This is a genomic window from Streptomyces sp. ISL-36 (assembly GCF_018614205.1).
Taxonomy (GTDB): Bacteria; Actinomycetota; Actinomycetes; order Streptomycetales; family Streptomycetaceae; genus Streptomyces.
This window is the reverse complement of the sequence record NZ_JAGGOS010000122.1, coordinates 35,624-55,175: the sequence shown is the minus strand read 5'-3', so window position 1 is coordinate 55,175 and position 19,552 is coordinate 35,624. Positions and strand designations below refer to the sequence as shown.

Here is a 19,552-nt window from a genome sequence, read left to right as displayed (position 1 = left end):
GGGTTACTGCTGCGGTCGGGGAGGGGCGCGGGTCCGGGCTTCGGTTCCGGGCGCGGGTCTGGTCCGCGGGTCCGGTCTGCGGGTTCCGGGCGTGGTCCGGCGGTGGGTTCCGGGCGCGGGTCTCGGCTGCGGTCGGGGACGTGGGTGGGTCCGGGCTTCGGTTCCGGCCGTGAGTTCCGGGCGCGGGTCCGGTTTGCGGGTTCGACCGTTGTCCCGGCCGTTGTGCCGGCCGGTACGGGGCCGCGCCTCCTCCGTCGGCGGGACGGGACGGGGCGGGGCCGGTCGGGTCGCCGTCCGGTGCCCCGATTAGGGTGGCGGCCATGATCGGGAGACTGGCCAGGACGGCCGCGTCGTTCGGGGTGGCGGCCGGGGTGACCCGGGCCGTCTACGCCGGACTGCGGAGGCGGCCCAGCGCGGGGTGGCAGCGGACCAACTACGCGGGGCGGACCGTCGATCTGTACGCCGGGCCCGCGACCGCCGTCGGAGCGGCCGTGGCCACAGGAAGCGGGCCCGCCGCCTTCGCCGTCCTCGTCGCCGGGGCCTGTGGGGCCTACGACGACGTCCGGGCACGGGGCGACGAGCGGCGCGGATTCCGGGCTCACCTGGAGGCGCTGCGCGACGGCGAGGTGACCAGCGGGACCGTGAAACTCCTGGGTGTCGGCGCGGCCGGTCTGGTGGCCGGAGCGCTCCTGAAGGAGCGACCGCTCGACAAGGTGCTGGCGGGTGTGGTCATCGCCGGGACCGCCCATTTCGTCAACTTGGTGGATGTGGCGCCGGGGCGGGCCGCGTTGACGGTCCTCGGTCTCGGCGCGCCCGGGCTGCTGCGTGGAACGGTCGCCGCCGCCCCGATGGGAGCCGCGGCCGCCGTCCTCGCCGACGACCTCGGCGAGCGCACCATGCTCGGCGATACGGGCGCGCACGCGCTCGGCGCGGCGGTGGGCAGCGCGATCGCCGCCGGGAACGGCCGCTTGGGACTCGCCGTCCACGCGGCCGGACTGATCGCCGCCGCGGCATACGGAAGCCGGGTCAGCGACCTCGCCCGCTCACCCGTGTGAGTGATCCCGGTCGGCGGGTCGACGCGTCCGACACGGGAACGACACGACAACGAAGCGGCTTCGGTGCCGGAACGCGCGTACGGGCTGGCATCCTTGGGCGCGTGACACAGCTCCGTACGGTCCAAGTGCTGGGCGGCGGCAGCGCGGGCGGCAGCGCTCACGTCAGATCACTTGCCTCGGGGCTGGTGGCGAGGGGCGTGCGGGTGACCGTGTGCGCCCCGGCCGAACTCGACCATGCCTACGACTTCCGCGGCGCCGGCGCGCACTTCGTGCCCGTGCCGCGTCCGGGCGGTCCCGCGACGGTCGCCATGCTCCGTAACGCCTGCATCGGTGCGGACGTCGTGCACGCCCACGGGCTGCACGCCTCGGTACGGGCGATGCTCGCGCTGGCGGGCGGGGTGCGGGCGCCGGCGCTCGTGACGACCTGGCACACCCGGAGCCATGTGGAAGGGCCGCGGGGCGGTCTGGTCCGGCTGCTCGAGCGAAGGACCGTGCGGGCGGCGGCCGTCGTGCTCGGCACGTCGTCGGAGCTCGTGGACCGGGCGCGGCGGCGCGGGGCGCGGGACGCCCGGCTCGCCCCGGTGACGGTGCCCGCCTCGCGGACACCGGTCTGCCTGCACGACGGCAAGGCACGGGCGGAACTGGGCGCGGTGGACCGGCCGTTGCTGATGGCCGTCGGCGCGCTGGTGCCCGAGCGCGGGTACGGGATGCTGCTCGACGCCGCACGCGTGTGGCGGGACCTCGACCCGCAGCCGCTCCTCGTGATCGCGGGGGAGGGGCCCGAACGGGCGACGCTGCAGCGGCGGATCGAGGCGGAGGGACTCGCGGTCCGGCTGATCGGCCGCCGGGACGACGTGGCGGAGCTGCTGGCGGCGGCGGACGTCGCGGTGCTGACATCCCGGTGGGAGGCCCGCTCGCTGCTCGCCCAGGAGGCCCTGAGACTGGGGGTGCCCCTGGTGGCGACGGCCGTGGGAGGCGTGCCGGAATTGGTCGGCGACGCGGCCGAGTTGGTCCCGTGGGGCGATGCGGAGGCGCTGGCGGGGGCGGTGCGGGGGCTGTTGGAGGACGCGGATCGCCGGATGGACCTCGCGGCGGCGGGACGGGTGCAGGCGGGGACGTGGCCGACGGAGGACGAGACGATCGCGCACGTCCTGAGCGTGTACGACGAGTTGTCGGGCCGGTAGGACCCCCCGGTCCCTCGGCGGCAGCGCTCGGGCCCGCCCCCTCGGCGCCGGCCCTGTCCCGCGCCGTCGGCGCCGGCCCTGTCCCGCGCCGTCGGCTACGTCGTGTGCCGTCTGGCCCGCAGGGCCAGCGACAGCGCCAGGACCGTCTGGGGGTCGTCCAGGTCCGTGCCCAGGAGTTCGGAGATGCGGGCCAGGCGGTTGTACAGCGTCTGGCGGTTGAGATGGAGCTCCCGGGCCGTCTCCGCCTTGCGGCCCGCGTGGGCCAGGTACGTCTCCAGGGTCGGCAGCAGCGGCGGGCGCGAGGTGCGGTCGTGGTCGCGCAGGGGGCCGATCGCGCGGTCCACGAAGGCCGGCAGGACCGTGTCGCCGTGGTAGTGCAGGCGCCACAGCAGCAGGTCGATGTCCAGGCGCCGCGCGTCGTACCAGGGGCGGTCCGAAAGCCACTGCGCCGCCGTCGCCGTCTCCGCCGCGTGGCGCAGGCCCGCGGAGGCCGCCGCCCAGCTCCCCGCGACACCGACCACCACCACCGGCGGATGGGCACCGGCCCGTTCGAGACCCGCCCGCTCCACGCCAGCCCGCAGCGCCGCCGCGACCCGGTCGGCCACCGCCGTACGCTCCGACTCCGTCCGCAGCCCGAGCAGGAGCGGAACCCTGCCCTCCACCGGGCGGACGCCGAGCAGCACCGGCACGCCCACCGATGACAGCTCCTCCAGGACCGCCCGGGCGAGCAGCGCCCAGTTGCCGGAGGGGGAGAGCTCGGAAGCCAGGCGCATCACGACCGGCAGCAGCGGACCGTCCCCCGGCTTGAAACCGAGCACACGCGCCTGCGCCGGAGCGTCCTCCGCCGCGATCCGGCCCTCCGCCAGGTCCGTCAGGAAGTCGCCCCGGCCGCGCGCCGCCAGCTCCTCCTCCTGGCGGGCCTGCATCAGGACGACCGCCAGGAGACCCGCCGCCCGGTCCGCCGCCATCCGGTGGACGGGCGACAGGGGGCCGGACACCGCCAGGAGCACCAGCCGCGCCCGCACCGAGCCGCTGCCCGGCCCGCCGCCGCCCGGCACGTCCACGAGGACCGCGCCCGTCGGAGGACCCGACTCCCGTGCCGCCCGCTGCCCCCGCAGCCCGTCCCACACCGTCAGCGGATCCGCCGGGCCCGACTCCGTACCCGCCGCGTAGAGCAGTTGGCCCTCCGTCGTCTCCAGGAAGACCGGGTTCGCCGTGAAGTCGGCCAGGATCCGCAGCACCTGCGGCACCCCGCCCCCGCCCAGCAGCGCCTCCGTGCACTGCCGATGGACCTCCTCCGCCTGCCGCAGCAGGGCGTAGTGCCCGTTGACGATCTCGGTGTGGATCTCCTCCGTCACGGCGACGAAGGGCACCTCCCGATGGAGTTGGACCAGCGGGAGCCCCGCCGACCTGGCCGTCTCCACGATCGTCGCCGGCAGCCGCGAGAAGCGCGGCCCGAGCTCCACCACCAGTGCCGCGATGCCCCGGTCCGCGAGCCGTCGCACGAAGGCCCGCTGCTCCGCCGGGCGCGTGCCGAGCCCGAGCCCCGTCGTCAGCAGCAGCTCGCCGCCCTTGAGCAGCGACGCGATGTTCGGGACCTCGCCCGCGTGCACCCAGCGCACCGTCCGGTGCAGCCGGTCCGCTCCGGCGACGACCTCCGGGAGCCCGCTGCGGAGCCCGGGCAGCTCCAGCGCCCGCTGCACGGTGATCCCGCCCTGAGTGTCCATGGAGCCGGACGCTACCCGCGTCCATGTTGCGGCGACATCACCCCACGGTCACGGGACCGGACAGTTCGTCCCTCGCATGGACAACACGTCGCCCCAATAGGCCAATTGTGCGACCGCCTGTCGATTGTGGCCTACATCACTCCGGAGGATGCTCTCCCGCCATGGCAGAGAACTCCACACCTGGCACCGCACCTGGCTCCACCCCCGGTTCCACCCTCGGCTCCGCCCCCGAGGTGCACCGGCTCAAGGCGAACTCGGTCGGGATCGTCGGCGTCGTCTTCATGGCCGTCGCCACCGCCGCCCCGATCACGGCGATGACCGGCAACCTCCCCATCGCCGTCGGCTTCGGCAACGGCACCGGCGCACCCGCCGGCTATCTCTTCGCCACCCTCGTCCTGACCGTCTTCTCGGTCGGCTACGTCGCCATGGCGAAACGCATCACCGCCGCCGGCGCCTTCTACGGCTACATTTCGCACGGCCTCGGCCGGATCGCCGGCATGGCCTCCGGAATGCTCGCCGTCCTCGCGTACATCGTCTTCGAGGCCTCGATCGTCGGCGTCTTCGCCTACTTCACCAAGACGACGGTCGCCGACCAGCTCGGTGTGGATCTGCCGTGGATCGTGTACGCGGCGGCGATGCTCGCCGTCACCGCCGTCCTCGCACACTTCGACATCAACCTCACCGCCAAGGCCCTCGGCGTGATGCTGATCGCCGAGATCGCGGTCCTGTTCGCCGTCGCCACCGCCGTGCTGATCTCCGGCGGCGGCCCCGACGGCATCCCCGTCGAACCCATCAACCCCAAGAACGCCTTCACCGGCGCCTCCGCCGGCCTCGGACTCTTCTTCGCCTTCTGGTCCTGGGTCGGCTTCGAGTCGACGGCGATGTACGGGGAGGAGTCCCGCGACCCCAAGCGGGTCATCCCGCGCGCCACCCTCATCTCCGTCGTCGGTGTCGGCCTCTTCTACATCTACGTCTCCTGGATGACGATCGCCGGCAACGGGCTCTCCGGCTCCGTGAAGCTGTCGTCCTCCGCCACGCCCCTCGACCTCTTCTTCGCCCCCACCCAGTCCTTCATCGGAGCCTGGGCCGTCGACGCCTTCCAGTGGCTGCTGCTCACCGGCTCCTTCGCCTGCGGCATGGCCTTCCACCAGTGCGCCTCCCGCTACCTGTACGCCATCGGCCGCGAGGGCTTCCTCCACCCCGCCCTCGGCCGTACGCACGCCAGGCACGGCTCCCCGTACATCGCCTCCTACGTCCAGAGCGCCATCGCCGTCCTCCTCGTCGGCGCCTTCTGGATCACCGGCCAGGACCCGTACATCCACCTCTACACGCTGCTCGCGATCCTCGGCACCATGGCGATCCTGATCGTCCAGACGCTCTGCTCCTTCGCCGTCATCGGGTACTTCCGCAAGAACCACCCCGAGGACCGGCACTGGTTCAAGACCTTCACCGCGCCGCTGCTCGGCGGCGTCGCGATGACCGCCGTCGTCGTGCTGCTGGTCATCAACATGGAGACCGCCGCCGGCCTCGCCGCCGACTCGCTCTTCTTCGAGGCGATCCCGTGGATCGTCGGCGCCGTCTTCCTCGGCGGCCTCGGTCTCGGCCTCTACCTCAAGGCCAAGCGGCCCGAGCGCTACGAGATCATCGGCCGGATCGTCCTGGAGGACGCGGCCGAGCGCGCCGACGAGCCCGAGCAGCAGGCCACCGCCCCCACCGCCGTACCCCAGAGCTGATCCCTCCCACCCCACCCAGGAGCGCCCCATGGCACGCACCAACCCGATGCACCTCCTGAAGAACCTGGCCGCCGAGCACGCCGACGCCCGACGGCTGAACATCCCCGTCGCCGAACTGCGCGGACTGAGGTCCGACGCCGTCGGCAGGCGATCCCTCCTCAAGTACGCGGCCGCAGCCGGGATCGTCGCCGGCGTGGGCGCACCCGCGACCGCCCACGCCGCCACCCCCGACCCCAAGGCCAAGGGCACCGCACGGATCGCCGTCGTCGGCGCCGGGATCTCCGGTCTCACCGCCGCCCTCACCCTCCAGGACGCGGGACTCGCCCCCACCCTCTACGAGGCCAACCCCTCCCGCGTCGGCGGCCGGATGTGGACCCAGCGGGACCACTGGACGTACGGGCAGACCTCCGAGATCGGCGGCGAGCTGATCGACACCGGCCACAAGAAGATCCTGGAGCTCTGCCGTCGCTTCGGGCTCGCCGTGGAGGACTTCCTCGGCGGCGGACCCCAGGGCGCCGAGGAGGTCCTCTGGTTCAACGGCACCTACTACCCGCGCCACCAGGCCGACGAGGACTTCAAGGCCGTCTACCAGGCGCTGCGCCGCGACCTGTCCGAGGCGGGGGAGGTCATGTGGAACCAGACCACCCCGACCGGCACCGCACTCGACAACATGTCGATATACGAATGGATCGAGTCCCGGGTCCCCGGCGGGCACACCTCGCCTCTGGGTCGATTCATCGACGTCGCCTACAACGTCGAGTACGGCGCCGACACCACCGAACAGTCCTCGCTCGCCCTGGTCCTGCTCATGGGCTACCAGACCAATCCGGGGCATTTCAACGTCTGGGGTCTGTCCAACGAGCGGTACCACATCACCGGCGGCAACGATCGGCTCCCGAACGCCATCGCCGGGGCCCTCGCCCCCGGCACCCTGCGCCAGGGCTGGTCCCTGACCGCCGTACGGGCCAACGCGGACGGCACCCAGACGCTGACCTTCACCGAGGCCGGCGCCACCCGGACCGTCACCGCCGACCACACGATCCTGTGCGTGCCGCTGCCCATCCTGCAGCAACTCGACCTCAGTCAGGCCGGGTTCGACCCGCTGATGACGAACCTGCTGCGGGACGCGCGGATGGGCTACTGCACCAAGCTCAACATGCAGTTCGCCACCCGCCCCTGGCGCGGCACCGGCGCCTGGCCGGGCGTCTCGGCCGGTGACTGCTTCACCGACACCGAGGTCCAGCAGACCTGGGACACCACCAAGGTCCAGGGCGGGACGGGTGGCATCCTCATCCAGTACGGCGGGGGCAGCCTCGCCCGGTCGCTGACGCCCGCCGGGCCCTTCTCCACCGAGTCGGACCCGTACGTACGCGACCTCGTCACCCGCCACCTCAAGGGCATCGACGCCTTCTTCCCCGGCACCTCCAAGGCGTACACGGGCCGCGCCCAGCTCTCCGCCTGGCACAAGAACCCGTACTCGCTCGGCGCGTACTGCTGTTGGCCGGTCGGCTATCTACACCGATACGCCGGCTACGAGGGCACCGCGCAGGGGCGGGTCCACATCGGGGGCGAGCACTGCAGCTACGACTACCAGGGCTTCATGGAAGGCGGCGCCACCGAGGGCGAGCGGGCCGCCCGGGAGGTGATCGACGCGCTGCGCTGACCCTCACGCGGCCGCGGCCGGTGTGATGTTGTGGTTGAAGCGGAACACGTTGTCGGGGTCGTACGCGGCCTTGACCGCGGCGAGACGCCGGTAGTTGTCGGTGCCGAAGCCGGAGACGACCCGCTGCTCGCCCTCGGAGCCGATGAAGTTGAGATACACGGCGTCGACCGACCACGGCCTCGCATCGGCCCGCACGTCCTTGACCCACCGCACGACGCGCGCGTCGTCGGCCGGGTCCTGCCAGGTGGCGAAGGGGTGGACGGCCCACGGCGCGGTCCGCCACGGCAGCGGATACCCGGCAGGGCCGGCCGCCACGGCACCGCCCATCAGGAACAGCACGTGCTGGGTCGCGGTCGGCATCGGGATCCGCGCCGCGCGGGAGCAGAACACGTCCACGGCTTCGTCGGGGAACGCGCGCAGGTACTCCGCCGACCAGTAGTTCCGCAGCCCCGGCGGATCGTCCAGCATGCACTGGAGTTCCGCGTACGGAACGTCCATGACGATCTCGACCTCGGGCTTCAGCGCGAGCAGCGGCGCGGCGAGTTCGCGTACCTCGGCCACCGGCCCGGCGTACGTCAGCAGCGCGCCGCAGACCAGCTCGCCCACGAGGTGCTCGGGGATGAAGGGTTCGGGCGGCGCGGGGAAGTAGATGACGCCGCCGCCGACCTCGTCCGGCGCGGCCGCGCCCAGATCGCGGAAGATCCGCACCACCTCGGGCCCGGACTCCGGCAGATAGAAGAGCATCGCCATGCTCATCTCCGGCAAGGGGTGCAGCCGCAGGGTGAGGGAGGTGGCCACCCCGAAGTTGCCTCCGCCGCCGTGCAGCGCCCAGAACAGCTCAGGGTTCTCGTCCGCGCTCGCCACGACCAGCTTGCCCTCCGCCGTGATCAGATCGGCGGCCAGCAGGTTGTCGCAGGCCAGACCGAACTTCCGCTCCAGCCAGCCCGAACCACCGCCCAGCGTGAAGCCGCCGACGCCCGTGGTGGACGCCCGCCCTCCGGTGGTGGCGAGCCCGAACGGCTGGCACGCCCGGTCCAGGTCACTCATCGTCGCGCCGCCCTCGACCCGTACCGTCCCGGCCTCCGGGTCGACCGTGGCACCGTGCATCCGGCGCAGGTCGACGACGAGGCCGTCCTCGACGACGGAGGCGCCGGCGACGCTGTGTCCGCCGCCCCGCACCGCGACGGGCAGATCCGCCTCCCGGGCGAAGCGGATGGCGTGGGAGACGTCCGCCGGGGTCGCGCACTGGGCGATGACCGCGGGCCGCCGGTCGATCATGCCGTTGTGGACCGTCCGGGCCTCGTCGTACCCGGGATCTCCGGGGACGAGCACCGCGCCGGCCAGATCCTCGCGCAGTCCGGTCAGAGCACGTTCCGGGACCGTGTGCTGGGGAGCCATGGGGAGCCCCCCTTCCGTCAAGGGGGGACAGGACCCTTCCAGCCTATTCCGGCGGGCCGCTGCCCGCGCCTCAGCCGTAATCCGGCCGCCGGCCGTATCCCGTACGCCGCTGACCGCCGTACGCCGGCGGCCGACCGCCCTAAGCCGGCTAACCGCCGTACGCGCCGCTCGCGGTGAGCCGCAGCGCGGTGTCGATCAGCGGAACATGGCTGAACGCCTGCGGGAAGTTCCCCACCTGCCGCTGGAGCCGCGAGTCCCACTCCTCCGCGAGCAGCCCGAGGTCGTTGCGGAGCGAGAGCAGCTTCTCGAAGAGCTTGCGGGCCTCGTCCACCCGCCCGATCATCGCCAGGTCGTCGGCGAGCCAGAACGAGCAGGCCAGGAAAGCCCCCTCGTCGCCCTCCAGACCGTCCACGCCCGCCTCCTCGCCGGCCGTCGGATAGCGCAGCACGAAGCCGTCCTCCGTGGACAGCTCCCGCTGGATCGCCTCGATCGTGCCGATGACCCGCTTGTCGTCCGGCGGCAGGAAACCCATCTGCGGAATCAGCAGCAGCGAGGCGTCCAGCTCCTTGGAGCCGTACGACTGCGTGAACGTGTTCCGGTCCTTGTCGTAGCCCTTCTCGCAGACGTCCCGGTGGATGTCGTCGCGCAGCTCGCGCCAGCGCTCCAGCGGGCCGTCGGCGTCACCGGACTCGATCAGCTTGATGGTGCGGTCGACCGCCACCCAGGCCATCACCTTGGAGTGCACGAAGTGCCGGCGCGGGCCGCGGACCTCCCAGATGCCCTCGTCGGGCTGGTCCCAGTGGGTTTCCAGGTACCGGATCAGCTTGAGCTGCAGCAGGGAGGCGTAGTCGTTGCGGGACAGGCCCGTCATGTGCGCCAGGTGCAGGGCCTCGGTGACCTCGCCGTACACGTCGAGCTGGAGCTGGTTCGCCGCCCCGTTGCCCACGCGGACCGGGCCGGAGTTCTCGTACCCGGGCAGCCAGTCCAGCTCCGCCTCGCCGAGCTCGCGCTCGCCGGCGATCCCGTACATGATCTGCAGGTTCTCCGGGTCGCCGGCGACCGCCCTGAGCAGCCAGTCACGCCAGGCGCGGGCCTCCTCGCGGTAGCCGGTGCGCAGCATCGACGAGAGGGTGATCGCCGCGTCGCGGAGCCAGGTGTAGCGGTAGTCCCAGTTCCGCACGCCGCCGATCTCCTCCGGCAGGGAGGTGGTCGGCGCGGCGACGATGCCGCCCGTGGGCGCGTACGTCAGCGCCTTCAGCGTGATGAGCGAGCGGACCACGGCCTCGCGGTACGGCCCGTGGTACGTGCAGTGCTCGACCCACTCCCGCCAGAAGTCGACGGTCGCCTCCAGCGAACCCTCCGGGTCCGGCAGCGGCGGCGGCTCCTTGTGCGAGGGCTGCCAGCTGAGCGTGAAGGTGATCCGGTCGCCGGGCGTGACGGTGAACTCGGAGTACGTGGTGAGGTCCTTGCCGTGCGTCTCGGCGTCCATGTCCAGCCACACCGAGTCGGGGCCGGCGACGGCGACCGTACGGTCCCCGACCTTGTGCACCCACGGCACCACCCGTCCATAGCTGAACCGCATCCGCAGCGCCGAGCGCATCTGCACCCGGCCCGAGACGCCCTCCACGATCCGGATCAGCTGCGGAGCGCCGTCACGCGGGGGCATGAAATCGGTCACCCGGACCGTGCCGCGCGGGGTGTCCCACTCGGACTCCAGGATGAGCGAGTCGCCGCGGTAGCGGCGCCGGTCGGCCGGAGCCGGGGCGGAGCCGTTGGGACCGGCGGGACCGACCCGCCAGAACCCGTGTTCCTCCGTCCCGAGCAGCCCCGCGAAAACGGCGTGCGAATCGAAGCGGGGCAGGCACAGCCAGTCCACGCTGCCGTCCCGGCAGACCAGTGCGGCGGTCTGCATGTCTCCGATGAGTGCGTAATCCTCGATGCGCCCGGCCACGTGCTATCTCCAGTCGAACGGCCAACGTCCGCCCCGCGGGGCGCTTCCTACAGATGGTGCCAGCAGTCAAGGGGTCGTTGACGAGCCCTTGCTTCCGGTTGACTGGCGGGGGTGGTGCCGATGGCCGGTCCGGCTCGGCAGAGAGTGTCCGAGCAGGATACGACGCACCCCGAGCGGCCGGGGCTACGCGCTTGTAACGGCGCTGCGCCGAACGGGTGAGGCCACGTGACCTGTGTTGTCGCCGTCCGTATGCACCCGAGTGCCCCGTGTGGCCGGAAGCGGTCTCCCTTCGTCGCTGATACCCTGGTACCCCGTGGACCGGTGGGAAACGGTGAAAGCCGAGGCCCCCGAAACCGCAGCGACGGCACCCCCCGATTCTTCCGGAGGGGAAGCCGGTACGCACCTCCAGAACGCGACCACGGGAGCCCCCTCTTGGCGATGCCGCCCAAAACCACGACGACCAAGCACATCTTCGTCACCGGGGGTGTCGCCTCCTCCCTCGGCAAGGGCCTGACCGCCTCCAGCCTGGGTGCGCTCCTCAAGGCGCGGGGCCTGCGGGTCACGATGCAGAAGCTCGACCCGTACCTGAACGTCGACCCCGGCACGATGAACCCGTTCCAGCACGGCGAGGTGTTCGTCACCAACGACGGCGCCGAGACCGACCTGGACATCGGCCACTACGAGCGCTTCCTCGACGTCGACCTCGACGGCTCGGCCAACGTGACCACCGGCCAGGTCTACTCCCAGGTCATCGCCAAGGAGCGGCGCGGCGAGTACCTCGGCGACACCGTCCAGGTCATCCCGCACATCACCAACGAGATCAAGTCCCGGATCCGCCGGATGGCGACCGACGACGTCGACGTGGTCATCACCGAGGTCGGCGGCACGGTCGGCGACATCGAGTCGCTGCCGTTCCTGGAGACCGTCCGCCAGGTCCGTCACGAGGTCGGCCGCGACAACGTCTTCGTCGTGCACATCTCGCTGCTGCCCTACATCGGCCCCTCCGGCGAGCTGAAGACCAAGCCGACGCAGCACTCGGTCGCCGCGCTGCGCAACATCGGTATCCAGCCGGACGCGATCGTGCTGCGCGCCGACCGTGACGTCCCCACTGCCATCAAGCGCAAGATCTCGCTGATGTGCGACGTGGACGAGGCCGCCGTCGTCGCCGCCATCGACGCCAAGTCGATCTACGACATCCCCAAGGTGCTGCACACCGAGGGCCTGGACGCCTACGTCGTGCGCAAGCTCGACCTGCCGTTCCGCGACGTGGACTGGTCGACCTGGGACGACCTGCTCGACCGGGTCCACAACCCGGAGCACGAGGTCACCGTCGCCCTCGTCGGCAAGTACATCGACCTGCCCGACGCGTACCTCTCGATCACCGAGGCCATGCGCGCCGGCGGCTTCGCCAACAAGGCCCGGGTCAAGGTCAAGTGGGTCACCTCCGACGACTGCAAGACGCAGGCCGGCGCCGAGAAGCAGCTCGGTGACGTCGACGCGATCCTGATCCCCGGTGGCTTCGGCGACCGCGGTGTCAACGGCAAGATCGGCGCGATCCAGTACGCCCGCGAGAACAAGGTGCCGCTGCTCGGCATCTGCCTGGGCCTGCAGTGCATCGTGATCGAGGCCGCGCGGAACCTGGCCGACATCCCTGAGGCGAACTCCACCGAGTTCGACGCCGCCACCGCGCACCCCGTCGTCTCGACGATGGAGGAGCAGCTGGCGTTCGTCGAGGGCGCGGGCGACCTGGGCGGAACGATGCGCCTGGGCCTGTACCCGGCGAAGCTCGCCGAGGGCTCGATCGTCCGCGAGGTCTACGACGACCAGCCGTACGTCGAGGAGCGCCACCGTCACCGTTACGAGGTGAACAACGCCTACCGCGGCGAGCTGGAGAAGACGGCCGGCCTGGTCTTCTCGGGCACCTCGCCCGACAACAAGCTCGTCGAGTACGTCGAGTACCCGCGCGAGGTGCACCCCTACCTGGTCGCGACCCAGGCCCACCCGGAGCTGCGCTCGCGCCCGACGCGCCCCCACCCGCTCTTCGCCGGCCTGGTCAAGGCGGCCGTCGAACGACAGCAGGATGCGCGCAAGACCGGCAAGTAGTACCTGGCGTTACCGTTGCCGGGGTACGGGTCCTTCGGGACGCGTACCCCGGTTTTCGCATGTGGGAGGCTTCAGATGCAGGTGCAGGACACCCCGGAGGAGTGGCAGGTCGTCGCGACGGCGACCCCCTTCCAGGGCAACAAGACGAGTGTCCGCACGGACGACGTGGTCATGCCGGACGGCACGGTCGCGCGCCGCGACTACCAGGTCCACCCCGGATCGGTGGCCGTCCTCGCCCTCGACGACCAGGACCGGGTCCTGCTGCTCAAGCAGTACCGGCACCCCGTGCGGCAGAAGCTCTGGGAGATCCCGGCGGGACTCCTCGACGTGCCCGGCGAGAATCCGCTGCACGCCGCGGAGCGCGAGCTGTACGAGGAGGCGCACGTCAAGGCGGAGGACTGGCGGGTCCTGACCGACGTCTACACGACGCCGGGCGGCTGCGACGAGGCGGTACGGATCTTCCTGGCGCGGGGCCTGTCGGAGGCGGACGGCGAACGCTTCGAGGTCTTCGAGGAGGAGGCCGACATGGAACTGGCGCGGGTCCCCCTGGCGGACCTGGCGCGGGATGTCCTGGCGGGCGAGCTGCACAACAACTGCCTGGTGGTGGGAGTCCTCTCGGTGCTGGCCGCCCGCACGGGCGAGGGCCTCGACGCCCTCCGCCCCGCGGACGCCCCCTGGCCCGCCCGCCCCTTCGAGGCGTGAGCCCCCGGGGCCGGCGGCTCCTGCGGCGGCCCCGGGGGAACCCCGTCCTCCGACCGGTCTGAACATCGGCTGATCCGATCGGGGGATTTGTCCGCGCTGCTCCGTCCCGCTCCGCCGGGTCGGGACCCTGCCCTGAACTACGCTCGGGATCGCCCGTGCGGAGACCCCCGCGGGATCGGCTCGTGCGCAGGTGGACGGGAGCGTGGCCCGTGACGGATCAGGCGGTGGCAGCGGGCGGAGTGCGGGGTTTCTTCGGGCGGCAGCGGGAGTTGAAGGCTCTGCGCGCCGACATCGAACGGACCGGACTCGACACCCTCGCCGGCCACAAGGCCCCCCGCGCACGGGTGCTGCTGATCGCCGGACGGGCAGGTTCCGGACGGACCGCGCTCGCCACCGAACTCGTCGCCGGGCTCGGCGGGCTCTACCCCGACGGGGTGTACCGCGCCCGGCTGACCGAGCCCGGCGGGGAACCCGTTCCCACCGGCCGGGCCGCCCAGGGACTGCTGAAGGACCTCGGGGTCGCGGAACCCCCGGGAGCCGCCGAGGACGAGCTCACCGCACTGGTCCGCGACGCCCTCGCCGTGCGCCGCACCGTCCTCGTCCTCGACGACGCCGTCGACGCCGAGCAGGTCGACCCGCTGATCCCGGACAACCCGGACGCCCTCGTCGTCGCCGTGGCCAAGGGCCCCCTCACCGGGATTCCCGATGTCCGACCCTGCACCCTCGGCGGTCTCGACCCCAAGTCCGCGATCGAACTGCTCACCACCCTCACCGGTTCCGTCCGGGTGACCGTCGACCCCCAGGCCGCCGAGAGCCTGGTCGAGGAGTGCGGCGGTCAGCCCGCCGCCGTGGTGCTGGCCGGCGGCTGGCTCGCCGCCCGCCCGAAGGCCTCCGTCGCCGATCTCGCCAAGCGGCTGCGCGCGCTGAGCGGCGACCCGCTCTCCCGCGCCTTCCAGCTGGTCCACGACTCCCTGGCCCAGCCCGCCGCCCGGATACTGCGATTCCTCTGCCTCGCGCCCCTCGGGCGTGCCGACGCCCACACCGCCTCCGCCCTGGCGGGCTGCTCCGTCTCGGGGGCCGCGACCACCCTCGCCGGCTTCGTCGCCCTGGGCCTTGTCCGGGACGGGGGAGCGGGGGAGTACGAGGTGCCCGGGCATCTCGTCCCCCTGCTGCGCGCACAGATGGAGGAGCGCGACCGGCCCGCCGAGGTGCAGCTCGCCCGGGCCCGGATGCTGGAGCGGACCGTCCGGCTCCTCCAGTCCTGCCGGGCGGTCACCGAGCCCGAGGGGTCCTCCGCCCGCAAGAAACTCGCCGGTCTGCCCCGCGCACTGCGCTTCCCGAACGCGCCGGCCGCCGCCGCTTGGCTGGACGGTCGCAGGCCCGTCCTGCTCGCCGCCGCCCGTCTCGCCGTCGCCGACGGCGAGCTCGACACCCTGGCCCGCCGCCTGGTCGCCTCCCTGGTCCGGGCCGAGACCGCGCACCGCGGCGCCGAGGCGGCAGCGGCCGACCTGTACGGACTGCACCGGCTGGTCCTGGACGTGGCCGAGCGGCGCGGCCTGCACCGGGAGCGGGCCGCGGCGCTGCTGAATCTCGCCGATCTCGACGCCAGGACGGGCCGGACCCAGGACGCGCTGGCCCGCTACCGGGCGGCGCTGGACGCCGGAAAGGCCGCGAACGACCCGTACGCGATCGGCCGGGCGATGGAATCCGTAGGCGGCTCCTACCAGGAGCTGGGGGACTGGCAGCGGGCCGGTGACTGGTACGGCCGCGCCCTCGCCCAGCGCCTCGCCCGCGACGAGCGGGCCGACCAGGCCCGGCTGTACGCACGGCTCGGCGCGGTGCAGACCTATGCCGGCCGTTACGGCGAGGCCCTGCGGAACTGGCGCGCCGCCGCCGCGGGGTACCGGCGGCTGGCCGATCTCCCCGGCTACGCAAGGGCGTTGAGCGAGGCCGCCCGGGTCCAGGAGTACGCGGGGCGGCCCGAGGAGTCCCTGCGGACCTGCGAGGAAGCGGTCGAGTGGGCCCGGCGTGCTCAGGACGTACGGCTCCAGGCCGCTCTGCGGCTCCGGCTGGCCGACACTCTCGACCGGCTCGGCGACCCGGCCGCGGCCCGTCTGCACCGCTCAGCGGCCGAAACTATGCTGGGAACCGAGTCCTCCGCCTACGAAATCCGCAGTGCTTCTCTCGAAGATTAATGCTTTGCAAGGCTAGACAGCGGGAACTCCTTCATTAGACTGGGTGCGCCGCGTTCGATCGCGGTCTGTCCCGGTGCGCCGTATGGCGGCCGGGTATGTATCGCATTGCCCCCAGTTATCCCCCTGATTCAAGGACCGTGATCGACGATGAAGGTCGGCATCCCCCGCGAGGTCAAGAACAACGAGTTCCGCGTGGCCATCACCCCTGCGGGTGTCCACGAGCTCGTCCGCAACGGCCACCAGGTCTTCGTCGAGCAGAACGCCGGTGTGGGCTCCTCGATCACGGACGAGGAGTACGTCTCGGCCGGTGCGCAGATCCTGCCCACCGCCGACGAGGTCTGGGCCACGGCCGACCTGCTGCTGAAGGTCAAGGAGCCCATCGCGGAGGAGTACCACCGCCTCCGCAAGGACCAGACCCTCTTCACCTACCTGCACCTCGCCGCGTCCCGCGAGTGCACGGACGCGCTGCTCGCCTCCGGCACCACCGCCATCGCGTACGAGACCGTCGAGACCGCGAACCGCGCGCTGCCGCTGCTCGCCCCGATGTCCGAGGTCGCGGGCCGGCTGGCCCCGCAGGTCGGCGCCTACCACCTGATGCGCTCGGTCGGTGGCCGCGGCGTCCTCCCCGGCGGCGTCCCCGGCACCCACGCCGGTGAGTGCGTCGTCATCGGTGGCGGTGTCTCCGGCTGGAACGCCACCCAGATCGCCGTCGGCATGGGCTTCCACGTGACCCTGCTCGACCGTGACATCAACAAGCTCCGCGAGGCCGACAAGATCTTCGGCACCAAGGTGAAGACGATCGTCTCCAACGCCTACGAGCTGGAGAAGGCCGTCATCGAGGCCGACCTCGTCATCGGTGCCGTCCTCATCCCGGGCGCCAAGGCCCCGAAGCTGGTCACCAACGAGCTCGTCGCCAAGATGAAGCCCGGAAGTGTCCTTGTCGACATTGCGATCGACCAGGGTGGCTGCTTCGAGGACTCGCACCCGACCACCCACGCCGAGCCGACCTTCCAGGTCCACAACTCGGTCTTCTACTGCGTCGCCAACATGCCGGGCGCGGTGCCGAACACCTCCACGTACGCCCTCACCAATGCCACGCTGCCCTACATCGTGTCGCTGGCGAACAACGGCTGGGTCGAGGCACTGCGCCGTGACTCCGCGCTCGCCCTGGGCCTCAACACCCATGACGGCAAGGTCGTTTACAAGGAAGTGGCCGTGGCGCACGGCCTCGAGCACCTCGAGCTGAGCAGCCTGCTGGGCTGACCCTCCCGGACGACACGTCAACGCGTGCCGTCAACCTCACGCATCCGGCCGGACCTTGTGCACCAAGGTCCGGCCGGATGTGTGTCCGGCCACTTCAGGGGCCTTGTGCAACTCGCCTCGAACGTAACCCTTTAACCGTTTCGCACACCCCCGAAACGTGCGGATGCGTGGCCGTGCACCCTTGACAGAGGGGTGTTCGGTTGCCGACACATCGGGCCGGGTCCGGCGGATTGTGTTGCTGCGGACCGGTGACACGCCATAGAGTCGCCAACCGTCGGCATGGTGCCACGCTGACCTATCGATAAATGTTCCTGGTCACATCCAAGGAGGTAAGACGACTTGTGAATGAGTCGACATTTACTCCCGGGGGTGGACAGCCAGGAATCCCTGTCGGCTCCGTCGCTGTCCGAACTTTCGAGACACATCAGCCCATGACGACAGCCCACACGATGAAGATGATGGACGGCCTACACGTGAACGCCACGGCCGGCAACGAGAGTGGCCGAGAGTCCACCCACTTCGCCGCCTACGACGAGGTGCCCGAGGGGCACTTCTACGACCCCGACGCCGAGTACGAGCCCGATCCGGAGTACGCGGCCACCCTCGCACCCGACGCTGCCCGCCAGCGCCGCGAGCGGATCGGCCCCACCGGACGGCCACTGCCGTACTTCCCGATCCCGGGCCCGTTGACCGATCACGGACCCGCGAAGATCATCGCGATGTGCAACCAGAAGGGCGGCGTCGGCAAGACCACGTCGACCATCAACCTGGGTGCGGCGCTCGCGGAGTACGGGCGGCGGGTGCTGCTCGTCGACTTCGACCCGCAGGGTGCCCTGTCGGTCGGTCTCGGTGTGAACCCGATGGAGCTCGACCTCACCGTCTACAACCTGCTCATGGAGCGGGGCATGTCGGCGGACGAGGTGCTGCTCAAGACCGCCGTGCCCAACATGGACCTGCTGCCCAGCAATATCGATTTGTCTGCGGCCGAGGTGCAGTTGGTCAGCGAGGTCGCGCGCGAGTCCACGCTCCAGCGCGCCCTGAAGCCGCTGATGAACGACTACGACTACATCGTGATCGACTGTCAGCCCTCGCTCGGTCTGCTGACCGTGAACGCGCTGACGGCGGCTCACAAGGTCATCGTGCCGCTGGAATGCGAGTTCTTCGCGCTGCGCGGTGTGGCCCTGCTGACCGAGACGATCGAGAAGGTCCAGGAGCGGCTCAACCCCGAGCTGGAGCTCGACGGCATCCTCGCCACGATGTACGACTCCCGGACCGTGCACAGCCGTGAGGTTCTGGCGCGGGTCGTCGAGGCCTTCGACGACCACGTGTACCACACGGTGATCGGCCGGACCGTGCGCTTCCCGGAGACCACGGTCGCCGGTGAGCCGATCACGACGTACGCCTCGAACTCCGTGGGTGCCGCCGCCTACCGCCAGCTCGCCAGGGAGGTGCTCGCCCGGTGTCACGCCGAGTGAGTCTGCCCGGCGCCGACGAGCTGTTCCGTACGACCGGGGGGATGGCGCTGCAGTCGTCCTCACCCCGCCGGGGCGAGGCCCGGGTGCCGGCTCCGGCGGGCGAGAGCGACACGGAGGCGGCGGAAGGTCCGGGCTCCGGCTCGGGCTCCGGCTCCGCGGAGCACTCGGCGGCGGAGTCGGAGACCGCGGAACCGCGGGCCAGGACGGCGGAGCCCACGGCTCCGGCCCAGGGCGCCGCGGCGGCGCCCGCCGCTCCGGCTCAGGCGCGACGGCGGGGCAGGTCGCCGAACCGGCGGCCGAGCGGGCGCGAGCGGCACGACGAGAAGATCACGGTCTACGTCTCCGCGGAGGAGCTGATGGACCTGGAGCACGCGCGTCTGGTGCTCCGCGGCGAGCACGGCCTCGCCGTGGACCGGGGCCGGATCGTCCGCGAGGCGGTGGCGGTGGTCCTGGCGGACCTGGAGTCCCGAGGCGACGCGAGCATCCTCGTACGGCGTCTGCGCGGCCGCTGAAGGTAACCTGCGGGCTGCCGCGCTCCTGCTCCTCCCTGGACCCCGATGCCCCCGCCCCCCGACGAAACGTCCCGCCCGCCCCGCCGCCGCACCCTCGGCCGGGGCCCGGGCGCGGCCCCCGGGGGGCCGTCCAGGCCTGAGTCCGGCCCGGCCCCGCAGACCCTGCCAGAAGCCCTCCCGGACAGGGAGGCCCGGCCGGGTACCGCAGCCCAGCCGTCCGCCGAGGGGCCAGGGGGAAGTCCTTCCGGGGCGGGTCCCGAAGCCCCGACAGGCCCTGACGAGAGCCAGGCGGAGACAACTCCGGCCACCGCCGCGGCCCCTCCGTCCGGCCCCGGGGCCGGGGGATCCGCCGGGAGCGCGGCCGGCGAGGCCGGTCTCGTCGGCATGCCCGAGGCGGCCGACGGCGGCCGTGAGGCCGAGCCGGGGCGCGGTGCCGACAGCGGTCGGGAGACCACGGCGGGCGGCCCCGCGAACGCGCCGACCGTGCCGGACGCCTTCGTCACCGGACCGGACGCCTTCGTCACCGGACCGGACGCCTTCGTCACCGGACCGGACGCGCCGGTCACCGGCCCCGACGACGTGGGTACCGCG

13 protein-coding genes and 1 pseudogene are annotated in these 19,552 nt (G+C 71.9%); 11 read left to right on the top strand and 3 right to left on the bottom strand.

All coding sequences use genetic code 11. The annotated features are described in order from the left end of the window. Nucleotides 1-320: 320 nt before the first annotated feature. Both J7E93_RS28845 and J7E93_RS28840 read left to right on the top strand, forming a co-directional pair. Nucleotides 321-1,055 (top strand): hypothetical protein, encoded by a 735-nt coding sequence (locus tag J7E93_RS28845; RefSeq protein WP_215072936.1) that lies wholly within the window; start codon nt 321-323, stop codon nt 1,053-1,055. Between the two features lie 101 nt (nt 1,056-1,156). Beyond that, the gene (locus J7E93_RS28840) at nt 1,157-2,239 is read left to right on the top strand and encodes a glycosyltransferase family 4 protein (RefSeq protein ID WP_215072935.1); all 1,083 of its coding nucleotides are present in this window, start codon (nt 1,157-1,159) and stop codon (nt 2,237-2,239) included. 95 nt (nt 2,240-2,334) lie between these two features. Here J7E93_RS28840 and J7E93_RS28835 read toward each other — a convergent pair whose 3' ends face one another. Continuing rightward, nucleotides 2,335-3,966, bottom strand: coding sequence for a PucR family transcriptional regulator (locus tag J7E93_RS28835; protein ID WP_215072934.1), 1,632 nt, complete (start codon nt 3,964-3,966; stop codon nt 2,335-2,337). Between the two features lie 161 nt (nt 3,967-4,127). Here J7E93_RS28835 and J7E93_RS28830 point away from each other — a divergent pair, with 161 nt between their 5' ends. Further along, nucleotides 4,128-5,699 (top strand): APC family permease, encoded by a 1,572-nt coding sequence (locus J7E93_RS28830; RefSeq protein ID WP_374105443.1) that lies wholly within the window; start codon nt 4,128-4,130, stop codon nt 5,697-5,699. 28 nt (nt 5,700-5,727) lie between these two features. Then, complete coding sequence (locus tag J7E93_RS28825) at nt 5,728-7,362, top strand: NAD(P)/FAD-dependent oxidoreductase (RefSeq protein ID WP_215072933.1); 1,635 nt, start codon at nt 5,728-5,730, stop codon at nt 7,360-7,362. A 3-nt stretch (nt 7,363-7,365) separates the two neighbouring features. On the opposite strand, the gene J7E93_RS28820 is transcribed toward J7E93_RS28825, so the two are convergent. Next, the gene (locus tag J7E93_RS28820) at nt 7,366-8,760 is read right to left on the bottom strand and encodes an FAD-binding oxidoreductase (protein WP_215072932.1); all 1,395 of its coding nucleotides are present in this window, start codon (nt 8,758-8,760) and stop codon (nt 7,366-7,368) included. Nucleotides 8,761-8,908: 148 nt separating this feature from the next. After that, nucleotides 8,909-10,711, bottom strand: a complete 1,803-nt coding sequence (locus tag J7E93_RS28815; protein ID WP_215072931.1) for a glycoside hydrolase family 15 protein — start codon at nt 10,709-10,711, stop codon at nt 8,909-8,911. Nucleotides 10,712-11,149: 438 nt separating this feature from the next. Between J7E93_RS28815 and J7E93_RS28810 the strand changes: the two genes are divergently transcribed. The 7 genes and pseudogenes from J7E93_RS28810 to J7E93_RS37495 all read left to right on the top strand — a co-directional run. Further along, nucleotides 11,150-12,814: a CTP synthase gene (locus J7E93_RS28810; RefSeq protein WP_215072930.1), complete on the top strand. Its 1,665-nt coding sequence runs from the start codon at nt 11,150-11,152 to the stop codon at nt 12,812-12,814. A gap of 75 nt (nt 12,815-12,889) precedes the next feature. After that, a complete protein-coding gene (locus J7E93_RS28805) occupies nt 12,890-13,516 on the top strand; it encodes an NUDIX hydrolase (RefSeq protein WP_215072929.1) in 627 nt (208 codons plus the stop codon). Between the two features lie 209 nt (nt 13,517-13,725). Beyond that, the gene (locus J7E93_RS28800; protein WP_308368823.1) at nt 13,726-15,711 is read left to right on the top strand and encodes a tetratricopeptide repeat protein; all 1,986 of its coding nucleotides are present in this window, start codon (nt 13,726-13,728) and stop codon (nt 15,709-15,711) included. A gap of 147 nt (nt 15,712-15,858) precedes the next feature. After that, a complete protein-coding gene (ald, locus tag J7E93_RS28795; protein ID WP_215072927.1) occupies nt 15,859-16,974 on the top strand; it encodes an alanine dehydrogenase in 1,116 nt (371 codons plus the stop codon). Between the two features lie 431 nt (nt 16,975-17,405). Next, nucleotides 17,406-18,449, top strand: a complete 1,044-nt coding sequence (locus J7E93_RS28790) for a ParA family protein (RefSeq protein WP_229818740.1) — start codon at nt 17,406-17,408, stop codon at nt 18,447-18,449. Then, nucleotides 18,434-18,961: a hypothetical protein gene (locus tag J7E93_RS28785; RefSeq protein ID WP_308368822.1), complete on the top strand. Its 528-nt coding sequence runs from the start codon at nt 18,434-18,436 to the stop codon at nt 18,959-18,961. Before J7E93_RS28790 ends, J7E93_RS28785 begins: the two co-directional genes overlap by 16 nt. A 45-nt stretch (nt 18,962-19,006) precedes the next feature. Next, nucleotides 19,007-19,552 (top strand): annotated as a pseudogene (locus J7E93_RS37495) (hypothetical protein); the annotation flags it as partial.